16 protein-coding genes and 1 pseudogene are annotated in these 21,887 nt (G+C 65.7%); 7 read left to right on the top strand and 10 right to left on the bottom strand.

Annotation, left to right across the window (positions count from 1 at the left end; genetic code table 11):
- The first annotated feature begins 31 nt into the window (after positions 1 to 31).
- Together NS4_RS14430 and NS4_RS14425 are read left to right on the top strand one after the other, a co-directional pair.
- Complete coding sequence (locus NS4_RS14430; protein ID WP_063060046.1) at positions 32 to 1,390, top strand: 3-oxoacyl-ACP reductase; 1,359 nt, start codon at positions 32 to 34, stop codon at positions 1,388 to 1,390.
- Positions 1,390 to 2,250, top strand: a complete 861-nt coding sequence (locus NS4_RS14425) for a MaoC family dehydratase (RefSeq protein WP_063060045.1) — start codon at positions 1,390 to 1,392, stop codon at positions 2,248 to 2,250. The genes NS4_RS14430 and NS4_RS14425 overlap by 1 nt, the downstream gene beginning before the upstream one ends.
- A 60-nt stretch (positions 2,251 to 2,310) precedes the next feature.
- Here NS4_RS14425 and NS4_RS14420 read toward each other — a convergent pair whose 3' ends face one another.
- From NS4_RS14420 to NS4_RS32960, 3 genes are all read right to left on the bottom strand, one after another.
- Positions 2,311 to 3,732: an ATP-binding protein gene (locus tag NS4_RS14420; protein ID WP_063060044.1), complete on the bottom strand. Its 1,422-nt coding sequence runs from the start codon at positions 3,730 to 3,732 to the stop codon at positions 2,311 to 2,313.
- A 64-nt stretch (positions 3,733 to 3,796) separates the two neighbouring features.
- On the bottom strand, positions 3,797 to 4,087 hold the full coding sequence (locus NS4_RS32220) for a hypothetical protein (protein WP_157106051.1): 291 nt from the start codon (positions 4,085 to 4,087) through the stop codon (positions 3,797 to 3,799).
- 1,594 nt (positions 4,088 to 5,681) lie between these two features.
- The gene (locus tag NS4_RS32960) at positions 5,682 to 5,873 is read right to left on the bottom strand and encodes a hypothetical protein (protein ID WP_157106050.1); all 192 of its coding nucleotides are present in this window, start codon (positions 5,871 to 5,873) and stop codon (positions 5,682 to 5,684) included.
- A 29-nt stretch (positions 5,874 to 5,902) separates the two neighbouring features.
- On the opposite strand from NS4_RS32960, the gene NS4_RS14410 reads away from it, so the two are divergent.
- The 3 genes from NS4_RS14410 (at position 5,903) to NS4_RS14400 (ending at position 9,658) form a co-directional block, all read left to right on the top strand.
- Positions 5,903 to 6,634, top strand: a complete 732-nt coding sequence (locus NS4_RS14410) for an NsdA family TPR-like regulatory protein (RefSeq protein ID WP_063060042.1) — start codon at positions 5,903 to 5,905, stop codon at positions 6,632 to 6,634.
- On the top strand, positions 6,631 to 7,212 hold the full coding sequence (locus NS4_RS14405; protein ID WP_063060041.1) for a GNAT family N-acetyltransferase: 582 nt from the start codon (positions 6,631 to 6,633) through the stop codon (positions 7,210 to 7,212). Before NS4_RS14410 ends, NS4_RS14405 begins: the two co-directional genes overlap by 4 nt.
- Before the next feature lie 745 nt (positions 7,213 to 7,957).
- Positions 7,958 to 9,658, top strand: a complete 1,701-nt coding sequence (locus tag NS4_RS14400; protein WP_084487256.1) for a TerD family protein — start codon at positions 7,958 to 7,960, stop codon at positions 9,656 to 9,658.
- 176 nt (positions 9,659 to 9,834) lie between these two features.
- Here NS4_RS14400 and NS4_RS14395 read toward each other — a convergent pair.
- From NS4_RS14395 to NS4_RS14370, 5 genes and pseudogenes are all read right to left on the bottom strand, one after another.
- Positions 9,835 to 10,947, bottom strand: a pseudogene (locus tag NS4_RS14395) (IS3 family transposase).
- Positions 10,948 to 11,461: 514 nt separating this feature from the next.
- On the bottom strand, positions 11,462 to 13,231 hold the full coding sequence (argS, locus tag NS4_RS14385; protein ID WP_063060052.1) for an arginine--tRNA ligase: 1,770 nt from the start codon (positions 13,229 to 13,231) through the stop codon (positions 11,462 to 11,464).
- 46 nt (positions 13,232 to 13,277) lie between these two features.
- The gene (locus NS4_RS14380; protein ID WP_063060040.1) at positions 13,278 to 14,015 is read right to left on the bottom strand and encodes a nucleotidyltransferase domain-containing protein; all 738 of its coding nucleotides are present in this window, start codon (positions 14,013 to 14,015) and stop codon (positions 13,278 to 13,280) included.
- A complete protein-coding gene (locus tag NS4_RS14375; protein ID WP_063060039.1) occupies positions 14,015 to 14,932 on the bottom strand; it encodes a class I SAM-dependent methyltransferase in 918 nt (305 codons plus the stop codon). Before NS4_RS14375 ends, NS4_RS14380 begins: the two co-directional genes overlap by 1 nt.
- Positions 14,929 to 16,329 carry a pyridoxal phosphate-dependent decarboxylase family protein gene (locus tag NS4_RS14370; RefSeq protein ID WP_063060038.1) on the bottom strand — a complete coding sequence of 467 codons (1,401 nt, stop codon included), beginning with the start codon at positions 16,327 to 16,329 and terminating at the stop codon, positions 14,929 to 14,931. The genes NS4_RS14375 and NS4_RS14370 overlap by 4 nt, the downstream gene beginning before the upstream one ends.
- Before the next feature lie 363 nt (positions 16,330 to 16,692).
- Here NS4_RS14370 and NS4_RS14365 point away from each other — a divergent pair, with 363 nt between their 5' ends.
- A complete protein-coding gene (locus NS4_RS14365) occupies positions 16,693 to 18,198 on the top strand; it encodes a peptide deformylase (protein ID WP_218020346.1) in 1,506 nt (501 codons plus the stop codon).
- 88 nt (positions 18,199 to 18,286) lie between these two features.
- Here NS4_RS14365 and pgfA read toward each other — a convergent pair whose 3' ends face one another.
- Positions 18,287 to 19,462, bottom strand: coding sequence for a cell envelope lipid trafficking protein PgfA (gene pgfA / locus NS4_RS14360; protein WP_063060037.1), 1,176 nt, complete (start codon positions 19,460 to 19,462; stop codon positions 18,287 to 18,289).
- A 202-nt stretch (positions 19,463 to 19,664) separates the two neighbouring features.
- Between pgfA and NS4_RS14355 the strand changes: the two genes are divergently transcribed.
- Positions 19,665 to 20,891: an acyltransferase family protein gene (locus NS4_RS14355; protein ID WP_084487264.1), complete on the top strand. Its 1,227-nt coding sequence runs from the start codon at positions 19,665 to 19,667 to the stop codon at positions 20,889 to 20,891.
- Between the two features lie 9 nt (positions 20,892 to 20,900).
- Here NS4_RS14355 and NS4_RS14350 read toward each other — a convergent pair.
- The coding region (locus tag NS4_RS14350; protein WP_169811764.1) for a regulator at positions 20,901 to 21,887 on the bottom strand (987 nt) is incomplete at its 5' end.

Raw genomic sequence — 21,887 nt, 5'->3', positions numbered from 1 at the left:
ACCACATCGAGCAACAGAAAAGGTGGGAACTGTGGCAGCCAAGAGCAAGGGTGCACCCAACCTCTACGGATCGTTCGTCAACTCCGCGCCGGGCGGGTTCCTCGCGAACAAGCTGGGCCTGCCGAAACCGGAGAAGTTGCGGCGCTACGTGGCCGGCGAGCCGCCGCTGCCGGGACCGGTACTGCTGGGCGGCAAGGGCCGGGTCGCCGAACCGCTGCGGGCGCTGCTGGCCGAGGACTATACCTTCGCCGATTCCCTCACCACCGGGACCAAATACGGCGCACTGGTCTTCGACGCCACCGGCATCGGCACCATCGAGGATCTGTCGCAGCTGTTCGAGTTCTTCCAGCCGGCGATGCGCAGCATCGCGCCGTCGGGCCGGGTCCTGGTCATCGGCACCACCCCCGAACTCGCCGGCAGTGTGGACGGCCAGATCGCCCAGCGCGCGCTCGAGGGCTTCACCCGGTCGGTGGGCAAGGAACTGCTGCGCGGCGCCACCGCGCAGCTGGTGTACCTGCACCCCGACGCCTCCCCGGCGGCCACCGGCCTCGCCTCGACGCTACGGTTCGTGTTGTCCGCCAAATCGGCGTTCGTGGACGGCCAGGTGATCCGGGTCGGTAAGGACGACGCGGTCGCGCCCGCGAACTGGGACAAACCGCTCGACGGCAAGGTCGCCGTGGTCACCGGTGCCGCCCGCGGTATCGGCGCCACCATCGCCGAAGTCTTCGCCCGCGACGGCGCGAAGGTCATCGTCGCCGATATCCCGGCCGCCGGTGAGGCCCTGGCCGAGACCGCGAACAAGGTGGGCGCCACCGCCCTCGCACTCGACGTCACCGCCCCCGACGCCGCGCAGCGGCTCGCCGAATTCGCCACCGAACGTTTCGGCGGGATCGACATCATCGTGCACAACGCCGGGATCACCCGGGACAAACTGCTGGCGAATATGGACGAGGGCCGCTGGAACGCCGTCCTGAACGTGAACCTGGCCGCGCCGCACCGCATCACCCAGGGCCTGGTCGCCGCCGGCGCGCTGAAGGAGGGTGGCCGGGTGGTGGACGTCTCCTCCATCGCGGGTATCGCCGGTAACCGTGGGCAGACCAACTACGGCGCCTCCAAGGCCGGCGTCATCGGCATGGTGAACGCCGAGGCGCCCGAACTGGCCGCCAAGGGCATCACCATCAACGCCGTGGCGCCCGGTTTCATCGAGACCGCCATGACCGCCGCGATCCCGCTGGCCACCCGTGAGGGCGGTCGGTTGATGGCCTCGCTGAATCAGGGCGGCCAGACCGTGGACGTCGCCGAAACCATCGCCTACTTCGCCAGCCCGGCCTCGAACGCGGTGAACGGCAATATCGTCCGGGTCTGCGGCCAGAGCATGATCGGCGCGTGATGACCGAGACCATCACCCTCGACGCACCGCCGAAGAACGGCGGCCTGTACGCACAGGCCGTGCTCGGCGCGATACCGCTGGTCTCGGCGCGGAAATCGGAGATCCCCGACCGTGCGGTCCGGCTCGACGGCTTCCGGGTCGATCCGGAACACCTGGCGGCCTACTGCGCGGCCACCGGTCAGCGCTTCGGCGACACTCTGCCGCTGACCTACCCGTTCATCATCACCTTCCCGCTGGTGATGAAACTCGTGGTGCAGCGCGACTTCCCGTTCGTCGCGGTCGGCGCGGTACACGCGGAAAACCTGATCGAACGCACCCGGGAGATCTCGCTGAGCGAGCCGCTCGATATCACCGCGCATATCGAGAACCTGCGGGAACATCCCAAGGGCCTGCTGGTCGACGCGATCAGCGAGATCCGGGTGGGCCGGGAGTTGGTGTGGCGGCAGGTCACCACCTTCCTGCACCAGCAGAAGACCTCGCTGTCGGGCGGGCCCAAGCCCGAACCGAAACCCGACGAGGTGCCGCCGCCCCCGCTGCGGACGTGGAAGGTGGACCAGAAGACGATCACCCGCTACGCGAATGCCTCCGGTGATCAGAACCCGATCCACACCTCGGCATTGGGCGCCAAGGCTTTCGGCTTCCCCCGGGCGATCGCGCACGGGATGTGGTCGGCGGCGACAATCCTCGCCACCGTCGAGGGCCGGATCCCGGACAAGGTCTCCTACGCGGTGAAATTCGGCAAACCGATCCTGCTGCCGTCCACCGTGAACGTGTACGCGGACAAGGTCGAGCAAGGCTGGGACCTGGCGCTGAAGCACCCGAAGAAGGGCTACCCGCACCTCACCGCCACGCTGCGCTGACGGGTCCCACGACGAACCCCGCTCCGGAATCTTCGGGGCGGGGTTCGAACTTCCAAATCCTCAGGACCATGCCGCGAGCAGTTCGTCCGGCGTCAGCACCCGCACACCCGCTGTCGAGCCTCCCGCGCGCGCGACGGCCAGCATCGGAGTATCGACATCGGCGCCCGGTAGTTGTGACCGATGAGTGATGAGAGCCGCGAGGTCACGCTGATCGAACGGTTTCTTCTCCAACCACTTCACCGATCCCACACATGTGATCCGCTGGGCGATCGGCCCCCGGTCAGTGGCGACAATATCTATCTCCGGATCGTTGGTCCGCGTCCAGTAACCGCCGATCGCTCCCGTCCCCTCGGGCAGGTACCTGTCCACACCCCTCCACAGCGCCTCCCGGATAACCGGCTCCACGGCCCGGCCCCGCCAGGATGTCCAGCCCGCCCGGATCGTCTCGAGTACCCGATCCCCCCGTCCACGTTCGATCGCGGGCATACCGGGTCCGAGAAAGTACAGCCAGAACCGCAGATATGGATCTTCGACGCGATAGCGGGTTTCCTTACTCGGCCGCACCGAGAGCGGACGCTCGGCCGCCACCACACGTCGCTCGGTGAGCAATCCGAGCGATCGAGTGAGCGAGGTCGGGGGCAGATCGCCTGCTGCCCGGCCGATGAGACTGAAAGTTCGCTCGCCGTGACCGATGGCACCGAGAACCGTGCGCGCCTGCGCCTCGGTCGGAAATTCGGCAGCCAGTGCCCGTTCGGCACTGACCAGCAGGGCCGAGGTGGGGCGGCGGAGTGCGTAGTCGAGGTATTTCCACAGCCCGGCCCCCCGCGGCCACTCCTCGAGAATCAGGGGCAGACCCCCACTGACGAGGTAGGCGTCGAACGCATCGGCCGGCCGAAGATCGAGCATGGCCGCGACATCGTGCGGATTCATCGGGGGCACGATCATTTCGGTACCGCGCTGATAGAACGGCCGACCGTAGGTGTTGAGCTTCTCCATCATCGCGATATCGGAGCCGATGAGCACCAGCAGCACCGGCAACTTCGACAGGGTTCGATCGAACACCTTCTGCAGCGTGCCCTCGAACGCTCGATCTTCCCGCACCAGATAGGGCATCTCGTCCAGTACGACCACGCTCGGACGATCCCGAGGCAGCACGGTCGCGAGTAGGTCGAACGCGGCCCGCCACGTCTTCGGCGCCGCGAACTCCGAGACCCGTTCGGCGCCGGGTAGGTCCGAGGCGGCGATATCGGAAACGAATCCCGCCAAATCCTCGTCCCGCGATCCCCCCACCGCCGTGAAGAACACGTGCGGCACCCGTGCCCGCTCCAGAAACTCTTCGACGAGCCGCGACTTCCCCACCCGCCTGCGGCCCCGGATCAATACCGCTCGGCCCGGCCGTCCCGACCTACCGCCCCCACGCACCGGCTCGAGCAGTTCGTCGAGAAGGGCGAGCTCGGTGCGCCGCCCGATGAATCCGTCCACAGTACCTCCCGGGATACTATCATCAATGATAGTATCAGACATGATAGTTATCCGGTCGGTACTGTCATTGAAGCCAACCACCATCGGCGGCGAGGATATCGGCCAATCCGCTCACTGCGCGCCAACACCGCTCGGCCCGGATTTCGGCCGCGCTGAGATGCGGAACAACCACCACCTCGGCATCGTGCTCGAACAGATGCTGTACGGCGATCCAGCGTCGCCAGTTTCGGCGCCGAGGGCGCGGTGATCGTGAATACCACTTGCAAGTGATGACGAGCGACGAGGCCGTCCAGATCGGGTGTGTCGGTGTTGTACTGCCCACGACGATCGCGCATCGTCGATTCTCGCGGGTCATGACCGACTCGTCCTGGCGACCGAGCATTCACGGATCGCCGCGACCAGCGCCATCCCCGAAGGTCGCGTCCCGGTGACGCGTGGTTCCGCTATCCAGGTACGGAACGCCGCGCTACGTCGGGTCGGTGCGGGCAACACGATTGCGCCGCTCCGTACCACCGATACGTTGCGGCGGAGCAATTCGGCGAAAAGCAGGGTCTCGTCGGGAATATCGGGAGTGATCAGAAATGTCCACCGGCCCGAACGGGGATGCGAGACCACCGGCCCTGAAGTCAGGCCACGCCTGAGCAATAACCAACGTGTCGCCGCACCCAACCCGGCGGGCATCGTAACCGCACCGACGTGAGGCCCAGCCGCGACGACGATCATCTCTGTTCCCGGCTGCACCACTGCCGCCAGCCCGCACGAGCGGTAGAAGACGCACCGGGTCGTGAGCGTATCTCCACAGGCAGAAGCGGCATTCTCATTCATGACGAAGCGTCCCTCGGGTCGGCGGCAAGGCCGTGGACGGCAGGAAGCAGCGACAGCGAGACATCTATCAATGTGCGGTTCGCGATACTGGCGCGCTCGGCACAGGAATGCCGATACGGTGCCTGTTCCAGCAGGGACGGGAGCACATCCATTAGCGGACTGCTCCACAAGGTGGAGATGGTTGCGGCGAAGTCGGCACGTACTCGAGTTGCTCGCTCGTTGTCCGCCTGCGGCATCTGGCCGGTGGATGCCGACCGCAGCCGTGCGGCGATTCGACACAGGACCGCAGTCTCAGCAGGCACGCCACACCTCGAGCAGACGTGCAGCACGCCACCGGGCGATCACACCGTCTACCTCACGTTGCGCGGTAGGTTGCTCGGAGGAAGTCTGCGTATTGCCGGTGAGAGCCCCTTGAATACCTGAGCGATCGCGACTTTCACTCTCACTCCACAGGCGCAGCGTCGTGGACATCGCCTGGTTTGTCACCGCCGGTGGCAGCGGCGGGGTCGGGGTTGTCTCATTGCGCTCGCGATGCAAAGTGTCTCCTGACGGATCTGGGTTGACCGGCACCCGACGCCGGGGCCTTACCTCGGCCGGCGGTATTCGTCTCCGTTTCGACCGTTGATTTCTGTTTTCACCCGGCGTCGGGGCCGCTTTCAGCCTCACGCACCCGAAGCTGCTGTAGGAGCCTCGAAAAGCCCACGGAGGGAATACGCTTCGGATAACGAGTACGTTGACCGCTGCTCCGAGGGGGTGGGATGACTGTCAGCAGATGGACGAGCACGGAAGTGCGGGCACTCCGCGTGGCCGCACTCCGTGAAACCCAGGAGGAATTCGCCGAACGCGCCGGATACATGCTCCCGACGATCAAAAAATGGCATCGGGCGACATGGGACAAGCCGGTGCGGGGTCGTTCCGCCGAAGCACTCGACACGATGCTGCGTGAGTTGGACGATGAGCAACGTGCCCGGTTCGATACGGAGACCGCCGCTGTGGGTGATTCGACACCCCGCGACGCCGAGGTCGTGGGCCGGTCGAGCACGGTGCTCGGGACATATGCGTGGGAAGTCGACAGTGACGTGAGACGTCGTGAATTCGGAAAGCTGGCCACTACGGTCACCGCGTCAGCGATTGGCTGGCAGTTCGGAGAACACATCGGACATTCGGACGCACAACGGCTGCTGGCGGCTGTCGGCGAGCTGGAGGAGAAGGACCAGCAGGTAGGTGGCGGAGCCCTGCTCCGATTCGCGCTCGAACAGCTCGAACACGCCAAAAACACCCTCGACACCGCGAGTTACGACACCGGGACCGGTCACGCTTCGCTTCTGCCACGGGGCATTTGGCTGTGCTCACCGGCTGGCTGGCACACGACTCGGATCGCCACATGGTGGCCCGACGTTGCTATGCCGACGCACTCTCGCTGGCGAGCGAAGCAGGCGACGAAGACCTCATTGTCCATACCTGCCTGAATGCGGCGAATCAGTCGATAGATCTCGCCAGAAGGGGGCAGGGCAGCCCGCACTACGCCTTGAAGCTGATCGACCGCGCCCGCACACTGGCCGGTGGCCGGCCGCCGGGCCGGATTCATGCTCTGATTGCCGGTCGGGAGGCCCAGGCACGCGGGTTGCTCGGTGACCGGATCGGATTCGGTCGCGCCGTCTCTACTGCCTGGCGGGAGGTAGAGCACGCCATCAGCTTTGAGTCTCTGGAAGAGTGCCCACCGTGGCTGTGGTTCGTGACTCCCGCGGAGATCCGTGGGCACGAGGCCCGCGGGTACGGCGAGATCGGCGAGTTGCGCAAGAGCATCGAACTTCTCGCTGCCAAGTCATCGGAGAAGAGAAGCACTCGCAATGCCGTCAGCGATCGAGCGCACGCGGCGGTGGCGCATGTCCGCATGGGAGATGTTCAGACGGCCCTCACCATGGGAACAGGCGTGCTGTCCGAACTGGAAAAGGTTACGTCGGGCCGGACACTGCGAGTGCTGGAGCCGATACGCGCCGTCGACCATCCTGCGGCTGAAGAGTTTCGCGACCGTTTCACGGCCCTGGAAGACGCCAGACGTAAGGAAGCCGTATGAAGCAATTCGAATTCCGGCGTTACGATGCCGCCCAGGCCCGCGAAATGCGCGACACCGTCGAAGACATCTACCGGCGCTCCTACGTCGATGCGATCGCGTCCGGGGACCCGTTCGAATCGCCTGCCGCGTTCATGCACAGGTTCGATACCTACACCGACCCCGCCCGACACCGGGGGTTCGACCTGGTGGCGGCTTACGTCGACGGGACACCGGCAGGGCAGACATGGGGCTGGCCACTGTCACCAGGTACGGCGGGATGGGGTGGGCTGCACTTGGACGACGGCGGTCTGAACGACTCTGATCTGGAGGAGTTCACAATCGAAACCGGTGAACGGACCTTTGCTCTCTCGGAGATCATGGTGTGCGTCGAGTACACCGGCCACGGACTCGCCCGCGCCCTGCACGACAAGCTGTTGGCCGGTCGCCCCGAGCAGCGGGCGACACTGCTGGTGAACCCGGGCAACGAGCGCGCCTACGCCCGGTACCGCAAGTGGGGGTGGTATCGGGTCGGTTGGCAACGTCCGGACTGGGACAACGCCCCTAGGTTCGATGTGCTGATGCGAGACCTGCCGCTCTGACCTGAGACAGCCCTACACGAATTCCTTTGGACGAGGGTGCACAGCTCGGTCGCTCCGATGCCCGCCAGCAGCTGCGGGGAATATGCCCCCTTCGGACCATGGCCAGCGGGAAGCACTGGACCGCATAGCGAACCGATTCCGTGCCTTTTCATTACGAGGGTCGAGCAGGTCTACTGGCATAGCAATCCATGTGAGCGTTCGTCTCGTCTTCGGAGTTGGCACGGGCGGTAGTGGTGTCGGCGTTGGTGTCACGGCTGGTGTCATCTGGGACTGTAAGACCGGCCGACCTGGACTGGACGTATGGCTAACCGCGTGGCAGAAACAACCACTCCACACTGCCAGGTACGGGCCAGGGCAGCGATCAGGGCGTTTCGTGCTTCGTACGGTGTGAAGCTGAGGGCGCAATCGGTTCAGCTGTCGTCGGCCGTTGTCATCAGTTTTGTCGTCGCCAACCCACTTGGCCGCCGGGAGCGGCGACGGATCATTCACGCGGGTCACGCACATGGTCCCCGGCGGCGACAACCGTTAGACCTCGGGCCGTTCAGCCCCGGGTACGACGTGTGGTCACCAGTTGTCCCCAGCGCAAAGAGCGTTACGCACTTGGTATCCCAGGTCGACGGCATCAGTGCTCCATCTTCAACCTGTAACGGTCTCGCTGACGCGCCGATATGGTCAGGCAGCGTTAGGGTTTGGAGGAAATCATCGTTAAGCCGAGAACACTCACCGGCGTGACAGGCGCGAACACGTGAAGCTGACACCGGGAGCGAATGCCCCCGTACCTACATCGGAGATGGCTGTCACCCTCACTTGGTCCGCGGAACGCGCGGTGGATCCGCAGGCACTCCTCGTCACAGAAACGGGCAAAATCCGCCACGACAAGGACTTCGTGTTCTACAACGCACCCCGCCATCCCTCCGGAGCGGTATCGCTCACCGAGGCGTCGGCGGCCCGCGCGGATGTGACCGTCGCGCTCGCTCAGGTCGAGCAAGAGATCTTCCGGATCGTGATCACAGGGTCGGTCGAAGACGGGTCATTCCGCGATATCCGCGGACTCACCGTATCCGTACGAGATCAGGGCAGCGAAAATGCGTCTCTCTCGTTCGACGTCAATCAGGCCGAAGCGGTGACCGCGATCGTCCTGGGTGAGTTCTACAGACGGAACGGAGCGTGGAAGTTCCGCTGCGTGGTACAGGGATGGAGCAGCGGTCTGCGTGGACTCGCCGAGGAGTTCGGCGTCCAGGTCGACGACGAGCCCGAACCTCCGCCGGCTCCCGCACCCATCCCAGCGCTGCCGGCGTCCGTCCCGCCTACACCGCACGACCGTGCGTCAGCCACAGCTTCCTCGAGGGTGACCGCGCCTTCCACCCAGCCGAATCTGCAACCCGGCTGGTATGCCGACCCGGACCGCCCCGGGTGGTACCGATGGTGGAACGACAGCATCTGGAGCGAGGACCGTCGCCAGATATTTTTCGCCGGACAAGGGATATGCGAACGGTGCGGGCGCCCCGTACAGTCTCGATTCCGCGGGACACGACCGTGCCGCTGGTGCGAGAACGATGTTCAGCAGATCATGCAGGGCTGGCGCGCCCAGGCATGGCAGGTACTCACCACAACCGGACCTCACGGGCCGGACTGGGACGCGCTATGGGTTTCGCTGAAGTTTCACCAGGTGCACGCGGACACCGGCAGGGAAGCTTTGACCCCGTTGGCAATCGCGTACCTCGAGCGTGTGGTAACCTTCGCGTTCGCCGACAGCCAGATCGAAGAACACGAACTCGACGAGTTCGGACGCGCGGTGGCCACTCTGGGCGCAGTGACCAACCTGAATCTGGCGCAGCACCATATCGAGGAGCTCCGCCGGCGGATGCTGCGCGGCCGATCCCTTACCCAGGTGCGGGCCGGGGAACTACCTCGGGTGCAGTCGCCGCGCGTGCACCTGGAAGCCGACGAGTTCACCTACCTCGAAGCCGACGCCATCCACGTCAAGTACCTAGCCAACGGACCCAAGCACACTGCGGGGCGGATCATCGCCAGCAACAAGAAGCTCCGGTTCGTCGGTCCCGGCGCGGGCAGCGAACTTCCGTGGGCCAAGATCGTGTCGGTCACCAGCGAATACGGCAACGTTATCGTCTCCGCGACCACCGCCCGCGGGGGCGGTACCTACCAAGTACACGACCCCGAATGGGTCGCGGCGGTTCTTGAGGGCGCGCTGCGCGTCGCCAAACGCTTGGTCCTCGCACCCGGGCAACGCGACACCCGCTCGATTCCGCCGCACGTCAGGGCTGAGGTGTATCAACGCGACGGCGGCAAATGCTGCCAATGCGGAGCCATCCACTATCTGGAGTTCGACCATGTGATCCCACTCAGCCGCGGCGGGGCCACCAGCGTGAACAACCTGCAGATCCTCTGCCGCCAATGCAACCTGGAAAAGGGAGCACGGCTGTAGAAGTGACCAGGGACTTCCCGCGTTGGCAACGTTGGCGGTTGTTGGCTGAACTCAGACCGTCTGCGGACGGGTTGCGGACGGGCGGCTCCACACTCCCAGGCACGGAACCGGTCTACGATCAGGGCGTTTCGCCCTGACGGGACCCCGGTGATCGGTCCACGGACTGTGAGAGCCGGTCATTGATGTGTGCAGATCGCAGCGTATCCGGCCGGGGTGCGATAGCCCAGGGCAGAGTGCCGCCGCCGGTGGTTGTAGTCGGATTTCCAATCGGTGATCACGACCCGGGCCTGGGTCAGTGATCAGAAGCTGTTGATGTTGAGGCATTCATCGCGAAGACGTCCGTTGAACGACTCGATATAGCCGTTGCGCCAGGGCTGACCAGGCGGGATGAACGCTAGCCCGACCCGTTCACCGGCCCAGTCCGCCATCACCGAGCACGCCAGTTCGGGTCCGTTGTCGCAGCGCAGGACCGCCGGATAACCCCTTTCGGCGGCGATGCGGTCGAGTTCGTCGATCAGCCGATCGGCGGTGATGGAGCGTTCCACCAGCCCACCCAGGCATTCACGGGTGTGTTCGTCCACGATCGACACGATCTTCACCGGACGCCCGTCGGTGGTGACGTCGAACTGGAAATCGAGTGCCCACACCCGTTTCGGCGCGTCCGCGGTCACCCCGGTGACGGTGGAGGCACCGAGGCGTTTGCGGCGCCGCCGCACCGGCACCCGCAGCCCTTCCGCCCGCCACAGCCGCTGGACCTTTTTGTGATTCACCCTCCACCCCTCGGCGCGGGCATCGTGATAGGTGCGGCGGAACCCCTGGCGAGGATGGTTTTTCGCCCACAGGCGCAACCATTCCCGCAACCCGGAATCCGGGTCGGTGACCCGCTGATCGGCCGGCGACCGGCGCTGGGTACTGCGATGCTGCCCGGTCACCCGGCACGCGGCGCGTTCACTCATCCCGAACAGTCGTTGCAGGTGAGCCACCGCCGCGCGCCGGCGTTCCGGGCCTAGAAGTTTCCCTTCGCGATCTCCTTCAACGCCGCTCTCTCCAGCTCCGCCTCCGCCAGTAGCCTTTTGAGCACGCTGTTCTCGCGTTCGAGTTCCTTGAGCTTTTTCGCGTCATCGGCCTTCAGTCCGCCGAACTGGTTGCGCCACCCGGTAATAGGTCGCCTCGGTGACCTGCAGAACCCGGCACACCTCGGCCACGTCCTTGCCCTCGGCCAGTAGCCGATCGGCCTCGGTCAGCTTCCGAACCACCTGCTCAGGGGTATGTCGTTTACGCGTCGCCATGATCCTCGTAAAGCCTTCCCACCCAAAATCTGGGCATTCAGACTCTCACAAACCCCGGACCGAACCAGAGGGGTCAGGTCAGGACGGGCCCACGGCCAGTCACCCCGGGCGTTGCCGGCCGATTCGTGCTCGGGCTACGGGAGACCAAGTCGGGTACGGCTCTCGTCGTGCCCACACTTCTCGGTTTATCGAAAATCAGCCATCTCGGACCGGTGGCTATGGCGCCAGCCGCGCCGCTGTCGGCCGACGCGCCGCGCTGGCCAAGCCTGCGCCGGTCTGCGCGGTTGCGTGGCGGACGGCGGCGGCGCGTAAGCGCCGTCGCTCTTGATCCTGTATGGCGATATTCGGCAACAATTCGCGCCAGGTGAGTGTCGTGGTTCAACTGATGCTTGACACACCGGACCGCTGGTCGGATCGACCGGACGTAATCGCTCTTTGCACGAGATCGAACTGAAAGCAAATGGGCTTCGCTACATCCCCTGTTCGCTTAAGGTCGCCGACCACGACGTTCCGGTCAGAGACGGGCTGGTGCGGCGATGCCGAGCAGCCCGAGTCCGTGGGCCAGTGTGCGGGCGGCGAGTTGGCATACCGCGAGTCGGTTGCTTCGGGTCGGTTCGGGGGCACCTATCACCGGGCAGGTGTCGTAGAACGTGGTGAACGCGCGGGCCAGCTCGTAGAGGTAACCGGCAAGCCGGTGCGGTTCTAGGGTGGTGGCGACGTCGGTGACGACCGTGCCGTAATCGTCGAGGGTCAGTGCGAGTGCACGCTCGGCTGGTTCGATCGTGGCTGTGGTGTCTACCGTGACCGCTAGCGGTTCGCCTGCCCTGCGCAGGATCGAGCACATCCTGGCGTGCGCATATTGGAGGTAGACGCCGGTGTTGCCGCCGAACGCGGTCATACGTTGTGGATCGAAGGTGTAGTCCTTGACCCGGGAAGTGGACAGATCCGCGTACTTCACCGCGCCGATCCCGGCTTGTTCGGCAATAGCGTCGAGTTGGTCGGCGGGAAGGTCGGGGTTCTTGTCTGCCACTACTGCGCGGGCGGCCGCGACGGCGTCGTCGAGCAGGTCCATCAGGCGCACGGTGCCGCCGGCTCGGGTTTTGAATGGTTTGCCGTCGGGGCCGAGGATCGTGCCGTAGGCGACGTGGTCGACCGTGACGGTGTCGGTGAGCCAGCCTGCGCGGCGGGCGGCTTCGAAGACGAGCTGGAAATGCAGGGCTTGGCGTGAGTCGGTGACGTACAGCAGCCGGTCGGCACTCAGTTCGGTGATCCGGTAGCGGATGGTGGCCAGGTCGGTGCTGTCGTAGCCGTAGCCGCCGTCGCTTTTTCGGGCCATGAGCACGGCGGGGTCGCCGTCGGGGCCGGTGACGGTATCGGAGGCGATGACGACTGCGCCGTCGCTGTGGATGGCGACACCTTTGTCCAGCAGTTCTGTGACGGTATCGGCGAGCAGCGGGTTGTAGAACGATTCGCCGGTGTAGTCCTCGGGGGTCAGCAGCACACCGAGCCGGTCGTAGATCGCGCCGAATGCCTTCTCCGATTCGGCGACGATCTCGTTCCAGCTGGCGACGGTCGGTTCGTCGCCGTTCTGGAGGGCGACGACGCGGGCGCGGGAGCGGTCGGCGAAGGCGGGGTCGGCGTCGAAGGCGGCACGGGCGGCCTTGTAGAGACTGTCCAGCGCGGACACCGAAGATCCGTCGGCGAGGTCATCGGTCCGCCAGGGCTGGTCGGGGTGTTCGTCGATGTACTGGATGAGCATCCCGAACTGGGTGCCCCAATCGCCGAGGTGGTTGGCGCGCACGATATCGGCGCCGAGAAAACCGAGGACGCGGGCGAGGCTGTCGCCGATAATCGTGGTCCGCAGGTGTCCGACGTGCATTTCTTTGGCGACGTTGGGCGCGGAATAGTCGATCACGATGCGTTGCCCGGCAGCGGCCTCGGCGATACCCAAGCGCGGGTCGGCGAGCCGATCGGCGATCCGGGACCATACCACGGAGTCGGTGAGGGTGATGTTCAGGAACCCCGGCCCGGATGGCACTGCCGCGGCTACCGGCGCGGTGGAGCCTTCGGCGGTCAACTGTTCGGCGAGTTCGCCGGCCAGATCACCAGGTTTGAGCCCGTACTTCTTTGCCAGCGGCAGTGCGGCGTTGGATTGGAAGTCGGCTCGATCCGATCGGCGCACCACCGGGTCGGCTCCCGCCAGTTCGGGGCGGACTCGCTCGATCGCCTCCGACACGGCGGCAGCGACAGTTGCGAGCAGCGGTGCGACACCGACAGAACTCACCGGGGTTCCTTTCATCAGTGGGAATCGAAACGAATGGCCAAGTATCTCAGGTACCACCAGTGAGTTCCGAGCGCGCCGATCGGTGTGGAGACAAGCGATATCGGTGTCCGTCGATCACGCGGACCGATCCGCAGGTTGCGAGGGTGGTCATGCCGTACTGCACGGTCGAACACAGGTGGGATGTCGGCTGGTACCCGAGCCAATCCTTGCCGGCCGCGCCGTCCGGTGCCCGCACGAGCGTGTCGACCGCGTCGGCGAGCGTTGTCTCCGTGGCCGGTGCGCGGATGGCAAGAGCAAGCCGTGCGACTGCTGCGGCGGCGCGGCGGCAATCGCGCTGGTAGCGTGCGGCGTTCCCGCCCAGAAATACATGCTCGGTGGTCAGTGCGTTGAGCAGCAGGCGTCGGGCGAAATGGCGGGAATTGAGCCAGGCAGGGTCCAACCGCACCGGTTCGGGAATGATGGCCGGCCCGGCGCGTTCAAAGCAGTCCAGGCTCACCGCGGCCTCGACGTCGACGCGGTCGGCGACGAGCTTGGCTTCGTAGTCGACCTCGGTATCTACAGTGAGTCCGTGTTCGCGGTGCAGCTTGTCCACCGCTGCCACGAGCGCCTGGATCTTCTGGAAACCGGGCCGGGCGTCGGTGACCAGGACCAGGTCGAGATCCGAGTTCGGGCCCGCGCGTCCAGCGGCATGAGAGCCGTAGGCCAGCGCGTATGTGCTGCGAGTCTTGGTGAGTTCACAGCACGACCGGGCGGCAGCGGCGATCAAGCCGGGTGTTGTGCTCATCATGATTTGCCCCGAGGTAACGCGGTGAAGGGGTGGCGGCCGGCGTGGAAGGCGATGATGTGGACTCCGCTCGGTATCGCGGAACCGCCCTCGGGTAGCTGGTAGCGATCCAGGAAAGCGTCCACGGCCGCATGCAAAGCGGTATCGGTCATCAGTTGCGGGTGGTGCTTGAAGTGCTCGCCGAAGAACCATTCCCGCCCTGCTGCCCGGTCCGGCGCATACGCGACGCCCCCGAGTCGGGTGTGGGTAAGAGTGCCGAGCCCGTCCCGTTCTGCGTCGTGGAGTGCGTCCAGCAGCTGCCACCGCGTGTAGGCGCGACCACCGGCCGGGAACGGCGCGACCTGCTCCCATGCCTGGGTGACCAGTCGTTGTTCGGGACTGTCGGAGTCGAACAGCCACACCAGCAGATGCCCACCCGGCGCCAGTAGTTCGACCAGCCGGCGCACGAATCCTGCCGCCGACTCCCAGGCCCGAGCCGGATCCATATGCGCGACGATCCCAGCGGAAGACATGGTTTCGAAGAACTCGCCGATCGGATAGCTCAGTGACCAGAACGACGCGACCAGATCGAAGCTTCCCGCCCTATTTTCGCCGATCAGAGTAGTGACCGCGTCGCGTGTATCAGCTTGGAAGGTGCGTGCGTCGGGGAATCGGCGCGCGGCCACGGCAACCATGGCTGCGCTGTAGTCGGCCAGCACCAACTCACTGGCATAGTCGGCCAAGACATCGGTGATCCGGCCCGTACCGCATCCGAATTCGGCAATCCGGAGAGCCGAAGGTGGCTGTCCGTAATGGTGGGTCATCCAATCTGTCACCAGCTCCAGATCGGTGGTGCCGCCGAAGTAGTGCCGCAGCAGCAACTGGTCGTAAACCCCATCGGCCTCGTACACGTCGCGGAATGCCGGAGTCGAGTTCATTGCTGGATACCTTCCGCCTCGGCGGCGAGGTCATCGAGATATGCGAGCACAGCACGCATATGGTCCTCGGTGACTTTCGGATTGTTGGCCATGAACCGCAGCGGTTGCAGTATCGCGCCGCGCCGCAGTCGGCCCAGGTCGTCGGGGACCGTGAATTGATGAAGATGCCACTGCCCTTGGTCGATGATCCGGTCGTGAATCGCGACATTGAGCGCATTGACCCGAGCGATCGCAGGGTCGTCGGCGACGCCGTCTGCGGCGATACCGACAGGCAGATACGCGAAGGCCACCGCGGCCAGATCCGGTTCGTTGATCCTGACCAACCTCGGATGGGCGTCTACCAGGCCCGCGAACCGCGCGGCAGCGGCGACCCGGCGCTCGGCGAGGGCGGCCAGCCCGGCGCGGCCGTGACCGAGCATCATCATCCACAGCTTCAGGCTCAGCCACCCCTTGGTCCCGATGAATGGAGTGACCTGCCCGAACGCGAAATCCTCCTGCATGATCAAATCCGAGTACGTCGACACAAGACGCAACACTGACGGGTCACGCACCAACAGCGCGGACAACCCATACGGAATCGCCATGATCTTATGCGGGTCAACAGTGACGCTGTCGAATTCGGCGATGCCGTCGACCAGCCCCGACAGCCGCGGGCTGAATGTGGCCAGCAGACCCCAGCAAGCGTCGGCGTGCAACCAGATCCCTGGATCGGAATCCCGCACCAAGTCTGCGACCGCTCTGAGATTCTCGACGGTCTGCGTGCGGCTGTCCCCGGCGTAGGCGACCACCGCCATGACCGAACCCTCGTGCTCACGAAGCGCTTCAGTGAGCGCGGCCAGATCATAGCGAAATCCGTTAGTGGCAACCTCGATCAGGTTCGCACCACACCCGATCCAGGTCAATGCCGCCTTGACGCTGTAGTGACCGATGGCTGCCGGCACAACGACCGCGCACCGCGAGGGGTCGCGCACGCCAGTGCGCATAGTGTCCGGCGCCGCATTCTCACGGGCGAGCATCATCGCCACGCTATTGCTCGTGGTGCCGCCCGGGGTGATGAAGCCGCCCACGTCCCATACCGAACACACCTGCGCGACTGCCGGGTTGTCGTAGCCGAGCAGTTCACGCAACCACCGCACGGTGGCGATCTCGACGAACGTGGCCGATGGGCTGTCGAAGGACTGGTTGATCATGTTCTGCTGCGTCAGATCAGCCAATAGCGTGCCCATCAACGCACACTGGTCATCGCCGGTGTCACCGAATCCCATGAACCGCGGACTGGCCTCGTTCTTACACAGCGGTAGCAGCGTCGACTCGAACTCCGCCAGAACTGCTTCCGGGCTCATCGGTGCATCCGGAAGATCGGTCAGCAGTCGATCCCGAATCACAGTCGCAGCCATTCTGCGCCCGTAGATATCGGGCCGGGCCTTGAACCGTAGCCCTAGGTCGAGAGCTCGGTGCAGAATCGCGGCCCGGTGTGCGGCCCGGCGGGGTGGATATGGCGAGGTATGAAATGTGGAGTGGGGCTGCGTCACCGGATGTACCTCCTCATGTGCCCTGGCCTGCGGCGAGCACGTTCCGGTCGGCAGCCGTGGTAGGCGCCTCACCCGGCCCGGCTCAGCAGGCCTTGCTCGTACCGACTTCGCTGGATTGCGATTTCGATGCCCCATTTCCTCACTGCCCCGTGGTGTTTCGGCAGAGTGGGCGCATACTCACGGTGTACTTACGCACACGCACACCCACGCGGACAGGAGCGCGCGACAGTGACCACGGCCAAGACTCCGCCCGGCAATGAGCCCGCAGAACCACAGGTCAACGTCTTCGCACTCGAGTTGCGTCGCTGGCGCGACGTCCGCGGTCTGTCTCGGAGCGCATTGGCAGCCAAACTCGGCTACAGCCGTCCTTACGTATCCAAGATCGAGTCCGGGACGGAGAAACCTTCCCGCGAGTTCGCCGCATGCGCCGAATCGGCGCTTCAGGCCGGAGGCGCCTTGAGGGCGGCCTTCGCCGAGTTCACAGCCAAGCGATCAACCGTCTCTCGCACACCGGCCACCGTCCAAACAACCAACACGACCGGGTCTTTGTTGGTCGACCACGACGACGCGAGCCTGTCGTTCGACGGACGCGTCTACCGGCTGCGCCAGCGACGGCGGCTGATCAACGACGGCCCCGACCCGATCACCCGCTACCTCATCAGAATCTCCGTGGACCGCTACCCCGGCGACCCCGAACGATCCAACCAGCTCTACCAGGAGAATCCTTTGACCTGGGAAGAGACCGACCTGCACGCCTGGCACGGCGATCACCGGATCGAACCGATGGCTTGGACCGCCCACCACGATCGCGACGCCTTCAAAGAAGTCTGGCTGTTGTTCGGTGAACCAGACGGTGGGCGCCGCTTCCCGCTCTACCCGGGCCAGGCCTGCTGGATCGAATACGAATACACCGTGTCGGAGATCCACTGGGGCAATTGGTTCCAGCGGGCTGTCCGCCTGCCCACCAACCGCCTGTCGGTCCAACTGGACTTCCCGGCTGCACTCGAACCCTCCGTATGGGGACTACAAACCTCTATGACCGCCGAAGGACAGCCGTTCCGCACACCCATCTCCTGCCGAGTAGACGAAGGACGGTGCCGGTACTCCTGGTCTACCGATCACCCGCCACTGCATGCGCGCTATCGCCTCGAATGGGATTTCCGTGGCCGCAACGACGACGAACGGACGCCACCCAGCAGGGTTATGGCAGGCCTGGGCATCGTGCAGGAAGGAGACGAGATTCTGCGCCGAATCGCGCGTCCGTTCGAACTCCCCGCCGAAGCCGAAGACGCCCGCCGCGTGGTCGCCGAACTCAACTCGGCCGCCCAGCGCGTCGCACAGGCCCACGTATTCGGCAAGGGCATGGGCATCGCGGCACCTCAAATCGGTATCGGCAGAGCCGCCGCGATCGTGCACACCCCCGACGGCAACACCATCACTTTGTTCAATCCGCGCATCGTCGAAACCGGCGGCGGCGAAGATGATCAGTACGAGGGCTGCCTGAGCTTCTTCGACCTCAGGGGACAGGTGCCACGTGCCTTGACGATCCATGTCGAACACACCGATATCGACGGCAGCACCCGAATCACCGTGTTCGAACGCGGAGTCGCCCGCTTGGTCGCCCACGAAATAGACCACCTCTACGGGCAGCTCTACCTCGATCACATGCGCCCCGGCGTAGAACCCATCCCCGTCGAACAATACCGGGCCACCGGCAAGAACTGGACCTACTGATCGAGCAGCCGACCGCCACGCTGCGGCCGGATAGAAACAAAGGTGCCCCGGACCTTTCGGTCCGGGGCGCTTCGCTGTGCTCGTACGCTCAGAGGTTCTTCGGGAGCTTGATGGTTTCCGTCGGAGCGTCCGCGTTACCCGTGCGGGGCAGCGTGGTGGTCGGTGCGTCGGCCGACGGAGCGGCCGAGGAGCCCCCGGTGGGGCGCCGGGCCGGTCCGGCGGGCCGAGCCGGCTGACCGCCGCGACCGCCGGTCAGACCGAGCACGAGCCCGGCGATCAGCGCGAGTACGCCCAGGACGCCGAAGACGATCGGCAGGACCCGGCCGAACAGCGACAGCTTGTCGATATTGTCCTTGGCCACCGCGAGCTGGGATTCCACGGTGTCGGTATCGAAGACCATATTGGCCTTGAGCGCGGGCACCTCGACCTTGTCGGCGGTGCGGCTGTAGAAGATGTTGAGCTGTTCGCCGCCCTTGACGATGGTGCCGGTCTCCGGCTCCACCCAGACATCGCGGGTGTTGCTGTAGAAGCGGTACATGGTGACCGGCTCCTCGCCACCCTCGACGCCCCACTTGGCCGCCGGCAGTTCCAGCTTGTTGGTCGGCGCCTTGGAGACATCGGCCAGCCTGGTCACCGGGACCTGCTGCCGGAAGTGGTAGACCTTGGTGCCGTTGATCTCGGTCTCTTCCTGGAACTCCATATCGGTGGTGGTCCGGGCGAGCACGTCGAAGTACGGGTAGGTCTTCTGCTCGGTGCCGATCGGGAACCGGTACTGCAGACCCGTGTGCTGGACCGGATCGGCGATGCTCTCGCCCTTGGAGTTCGTGGTGATCGCGATCGAACCGTTGGGATCGGTGGCCACCGGCTCACCGGTCTTCCGGTCGATGGTGACCCGGTCGACGTAGGCGGTGAGCACGCCGGTATCGCCGGATTTGTCGATCCGGCGCAGGGTGTTACCGGCCTGGATGGTCATCTCGTCGGCGTTGGAGGGATCCTCTACGGTGAGGAACCGCTGGGAGACCAGGGGTACATCCTTGTTGACCTCGGCCGAGCGCCCCTCGGCCGTCAGCGACGAGGAATCCAGGACCAGGCTTTCCTGATCCTTCTGATTGACCGCGACGGTAGTGATCTCGAGGTCCAGAGGAGTCTTGGCCATTTTGCTGACGGTGTAGGTGGGGATCATCAGCGCGGCGACGATCAGCAACGCGCCGAGACCCACGAGCACGCAGGCAACCGTCCTTCTGGTTCCGGCACTCAGTGCCATGCAAACTCTCCTCGTCGTAGAACACAGGTCGTTCCGCGGGTACAGCGGGGCGCCGCGGCACTCGTGAGCCCTGACACTAACAGCCTGGGGGTTACCCAGGGGTTGGCGAGGCCGGAATCCGACCGAAATCGGGGGGAGTCTAACCCGTATTGTGAAATACCGGCTTCCTACGAGCGCGGACGGCCCGGCAGACTGGGATCCGATGACGACGACCCCGACCACCGATACCGGCCCGTGGCCACGCGCCGAACAGGGCGAACGCCGGGCCCGCCCTGCCCGCGGCACCTCGACGGCGCCGGTACCCGTGGCGCGTCAGCGGGGCTTTCTTCCCGCACTCGAGGGTATGCGCGGCCTGGCCGCCCTGGGTGTCCTGCTCACCCATGTCGCTTTCCAGACCGGTGCCACTGCTGTTCCCGGCCTCGGCCGCCTGCTGGAACGCTTCGATATGGCGGTCGCGGTGTTCTTCGCACTGTCCGGTTTCCTGCTGTGGCGCCCACACGCGCTCACCGCGCGCGGACTCGGCGACGCTCCCGGCCTGGGCTACTACCTGCGCCACCGGGTGGCCCGGATCGTTCCCGCCTACTGGTTGGTGGTGTGCGCTGTCCTGGTCCTGGTCCCGGCCGCCGCAGGTACCGCCGGGCTGCAGGTGTGGATCTCCAACCTGCTGCTCCTGCAGGTCTTCGTACCGCTCACGCTGACCGACGGGCTCACCCAGATGTGGAGTCTGTCGGTCGAGGTGGCCTTCTATATCGTGCTGCCACTGTTGGCCTGGCTGCTGCATGGGTTGCGCGGCCGCGCGGCCGCGGCACGGGTACCGGCCGTCCTGATACTCGGGCTGGTCTTCCTCGGCTGGAACTTCATCCCGGTCCCGACTCCGGATGCGATCCACGCCGACAACTGGTTGCCCGCCTATATCCCCTGGTTCGCGGGCGGCATGCTGCTCGCCGAGCTGACCTGCGACGACCGGCGCCGGGCGCGACTGCGCCTGCTGGGCAACCAGCGGTTGATGTGGGCGATCGCCGCCGTGGCGTTCGTGGCGTCGGCGACCCGGCTGGGCGGGGTCGCCGGGCTGACCCGGGCCGAGCCCTGGCAGTACGCCGCCAAGATGGGCCTCGGCGCGGTGATCGGGTTCGCGCTGCTGGCGCCGCTGGTGCTGGGGCCGCCGGACAAACCGCATCGCTGGCTGACCGCGGCGCCGGTCGCGATGGCGGGACGCTGGTCCTACGGAATCTTCATCTGGCATCTCGCCGTGCTGGCGGTGATCTTCCCGGTATTCGCCATCCTGCCGTTCAATGGCAACTTCGGGGTGGTGCTGGTGCTGACGGTGGCGTTCACGCTGCCGATCGCCGCGGCGAGTCACGCCCTGGTGGAGGAGCCGTGCCGGCAGTGGGCACGGCGGCGGGACCGGCCGCGGGCCGCGAAAGCCTGAGCCGCCGGCTCAGCAGTCACAACAGCAGCCGTCGCAACAGCAACCATCACCGCAGCAGCTGCCGCAATCCTTACAGCAGCCGCCACAATCGCAGCAGCTGCTGCAGTCGTCGCAGGTACACCCCCGATCGATCCAGGACTGCTTCCGATCGCCGCTGCACGGCCGGGTGTGCTCGGCGCAGCAGGCGTAACCGGTGCAGTACTGGGTGCAGATCAGCTGGATCGACTGGGCGACCCCGGGCCGCTGCGGGCCGGGGGGTGCCTGTGGGTGGATGAGGTGGACGCCCGAGGGGTTCTTCGGGGCGGACTCGGCGGGCGGCGGCGCGATGGTGCGGCCGAGCCGGCGTAGTGCGGTGGTGAGCGGATCGAGTAGCGCCCAGCGCAGCGTCGGCAGCGCGCTCAGGCCGGCGGCATCCAGCGACGACCGCAGCGAACGATCCGATTCCCGGACGAGCGCGTAGGCCTCGGCCCGGGTGGTGCCGGTGGCGGCGAGCGGGTTGAAACGATCCGCGGCGGCGTCGGCGTGATAGTCGGTGAGCGCGTCGGCCAGATGCGCGATCCGGCCGAATTCGTCTCCCGCGGTGCGCAACGCCTCCACATTCTCCGGGCGATCGGCCAGCACCGCCGTATGGGCGAAGAACTCCGCGGCGCAGCGGCGGCCGGCGCGGGTCAGTTCGTCGAGAGCGGCGGCACCCGAGGGCCCGGCACCGGCGGCGACCCGGCGTTCCGCGCCCGCCTGGGCCTCGATGGCCGCCACCAGCGGAGCGATATCCAACCCGATGGCCGCGGCCCGGGCGTGCGCCCCCGCCGACCAGCCGGTCGCGATCCGCCGCATGGGGCGGTGCAACCAAGGGCGGGTGTCACCGTCGTCGATATGGTCGGCGACCTTGGCCGAACCCAGCAGCAGGGACGCCGTGGCGGCGAGCTGGACCGGCGCCGAGGCACCGACGGGGATCCGCGCGGTACGCATCCCGCGCAACGGGCAGGGTCCGGCGGT

It is taken from the genome of Nocardia sienata NBRC 100364 (assembly GCF_001613205.1).
In the GTDB taxonomy this organism is placed as follows: domain Bacteria; phylum Actinomycetota; class Actinomycetes; order Mycobacteriales; family Mycobacteriaceae; genus Nocardia; species Nocardia sienata.
The sequence above is the reverse complement of the archived record's forward strand: the minus strand, read 5'-3'. Positions and strand labels throughout refer to the sequence as shown.

Excerpts from the sequence above, each read along its gene's own strand:
- NS4_RS14425 (WP_063060045.1), top strand. The coding sequence starts at position 1,390 with ATGACCGAGACCATCACCCTCGACGCACCGCCGAAGAACGGCGGCCTG.
- NS4_RS32220 (WP_157106051.1), bottom strand. The coding sequence starts at position 4,087 with ATGACCCGCGAGAATCGACGATGCGCGATCGTCGTGGGCAGTACAACA.
- NS4_RS14405 (WP_063060041.1), top strand. The coding sequence starts at position 6,631 with ATGAAGCAATTCGAATTCCGGCGTTACGATGCCGCCCAGGCCCGCGAA.
- NS4_RS14380 (WP_063060040.1), bottom strand. The coding sequence starts at position 14,015 with ATGAGCACAACACCCGGCTTGATCGCCGCTGCCGCCCGGTCGTGCTGT.
- NS4_RS14375 (WP_063060039.1), bottom strand. The coding sequence starts at position 14,932 with ATGAACTCGACTCCGGCATTCCGCGACGTGTACGAGGCCGATGGGGTT.
- NS4_RS14370 (WP_063060038.1), bottom strand. The coding sequence starts at position 16,329 with ATGGCTGCGACTGTGATTCGGGATCGACTGCTGACCGATCTTCCGGAT.
- pgfA (WP_063060037.1), bottom strand. The coding sequence starts at position 19,462 with ATGGCACTGAGTGCCGGAACCAGAAGGACGGTTGCCTGCGTGCTCGTG.
- NS4_RS14355 (WP_084487264.1), top strand. The coding sequence starts at position 19,665 with ATGACGACGACCCCGACCACCGATACCGGCCCGTGGCCACGCGCCGAA.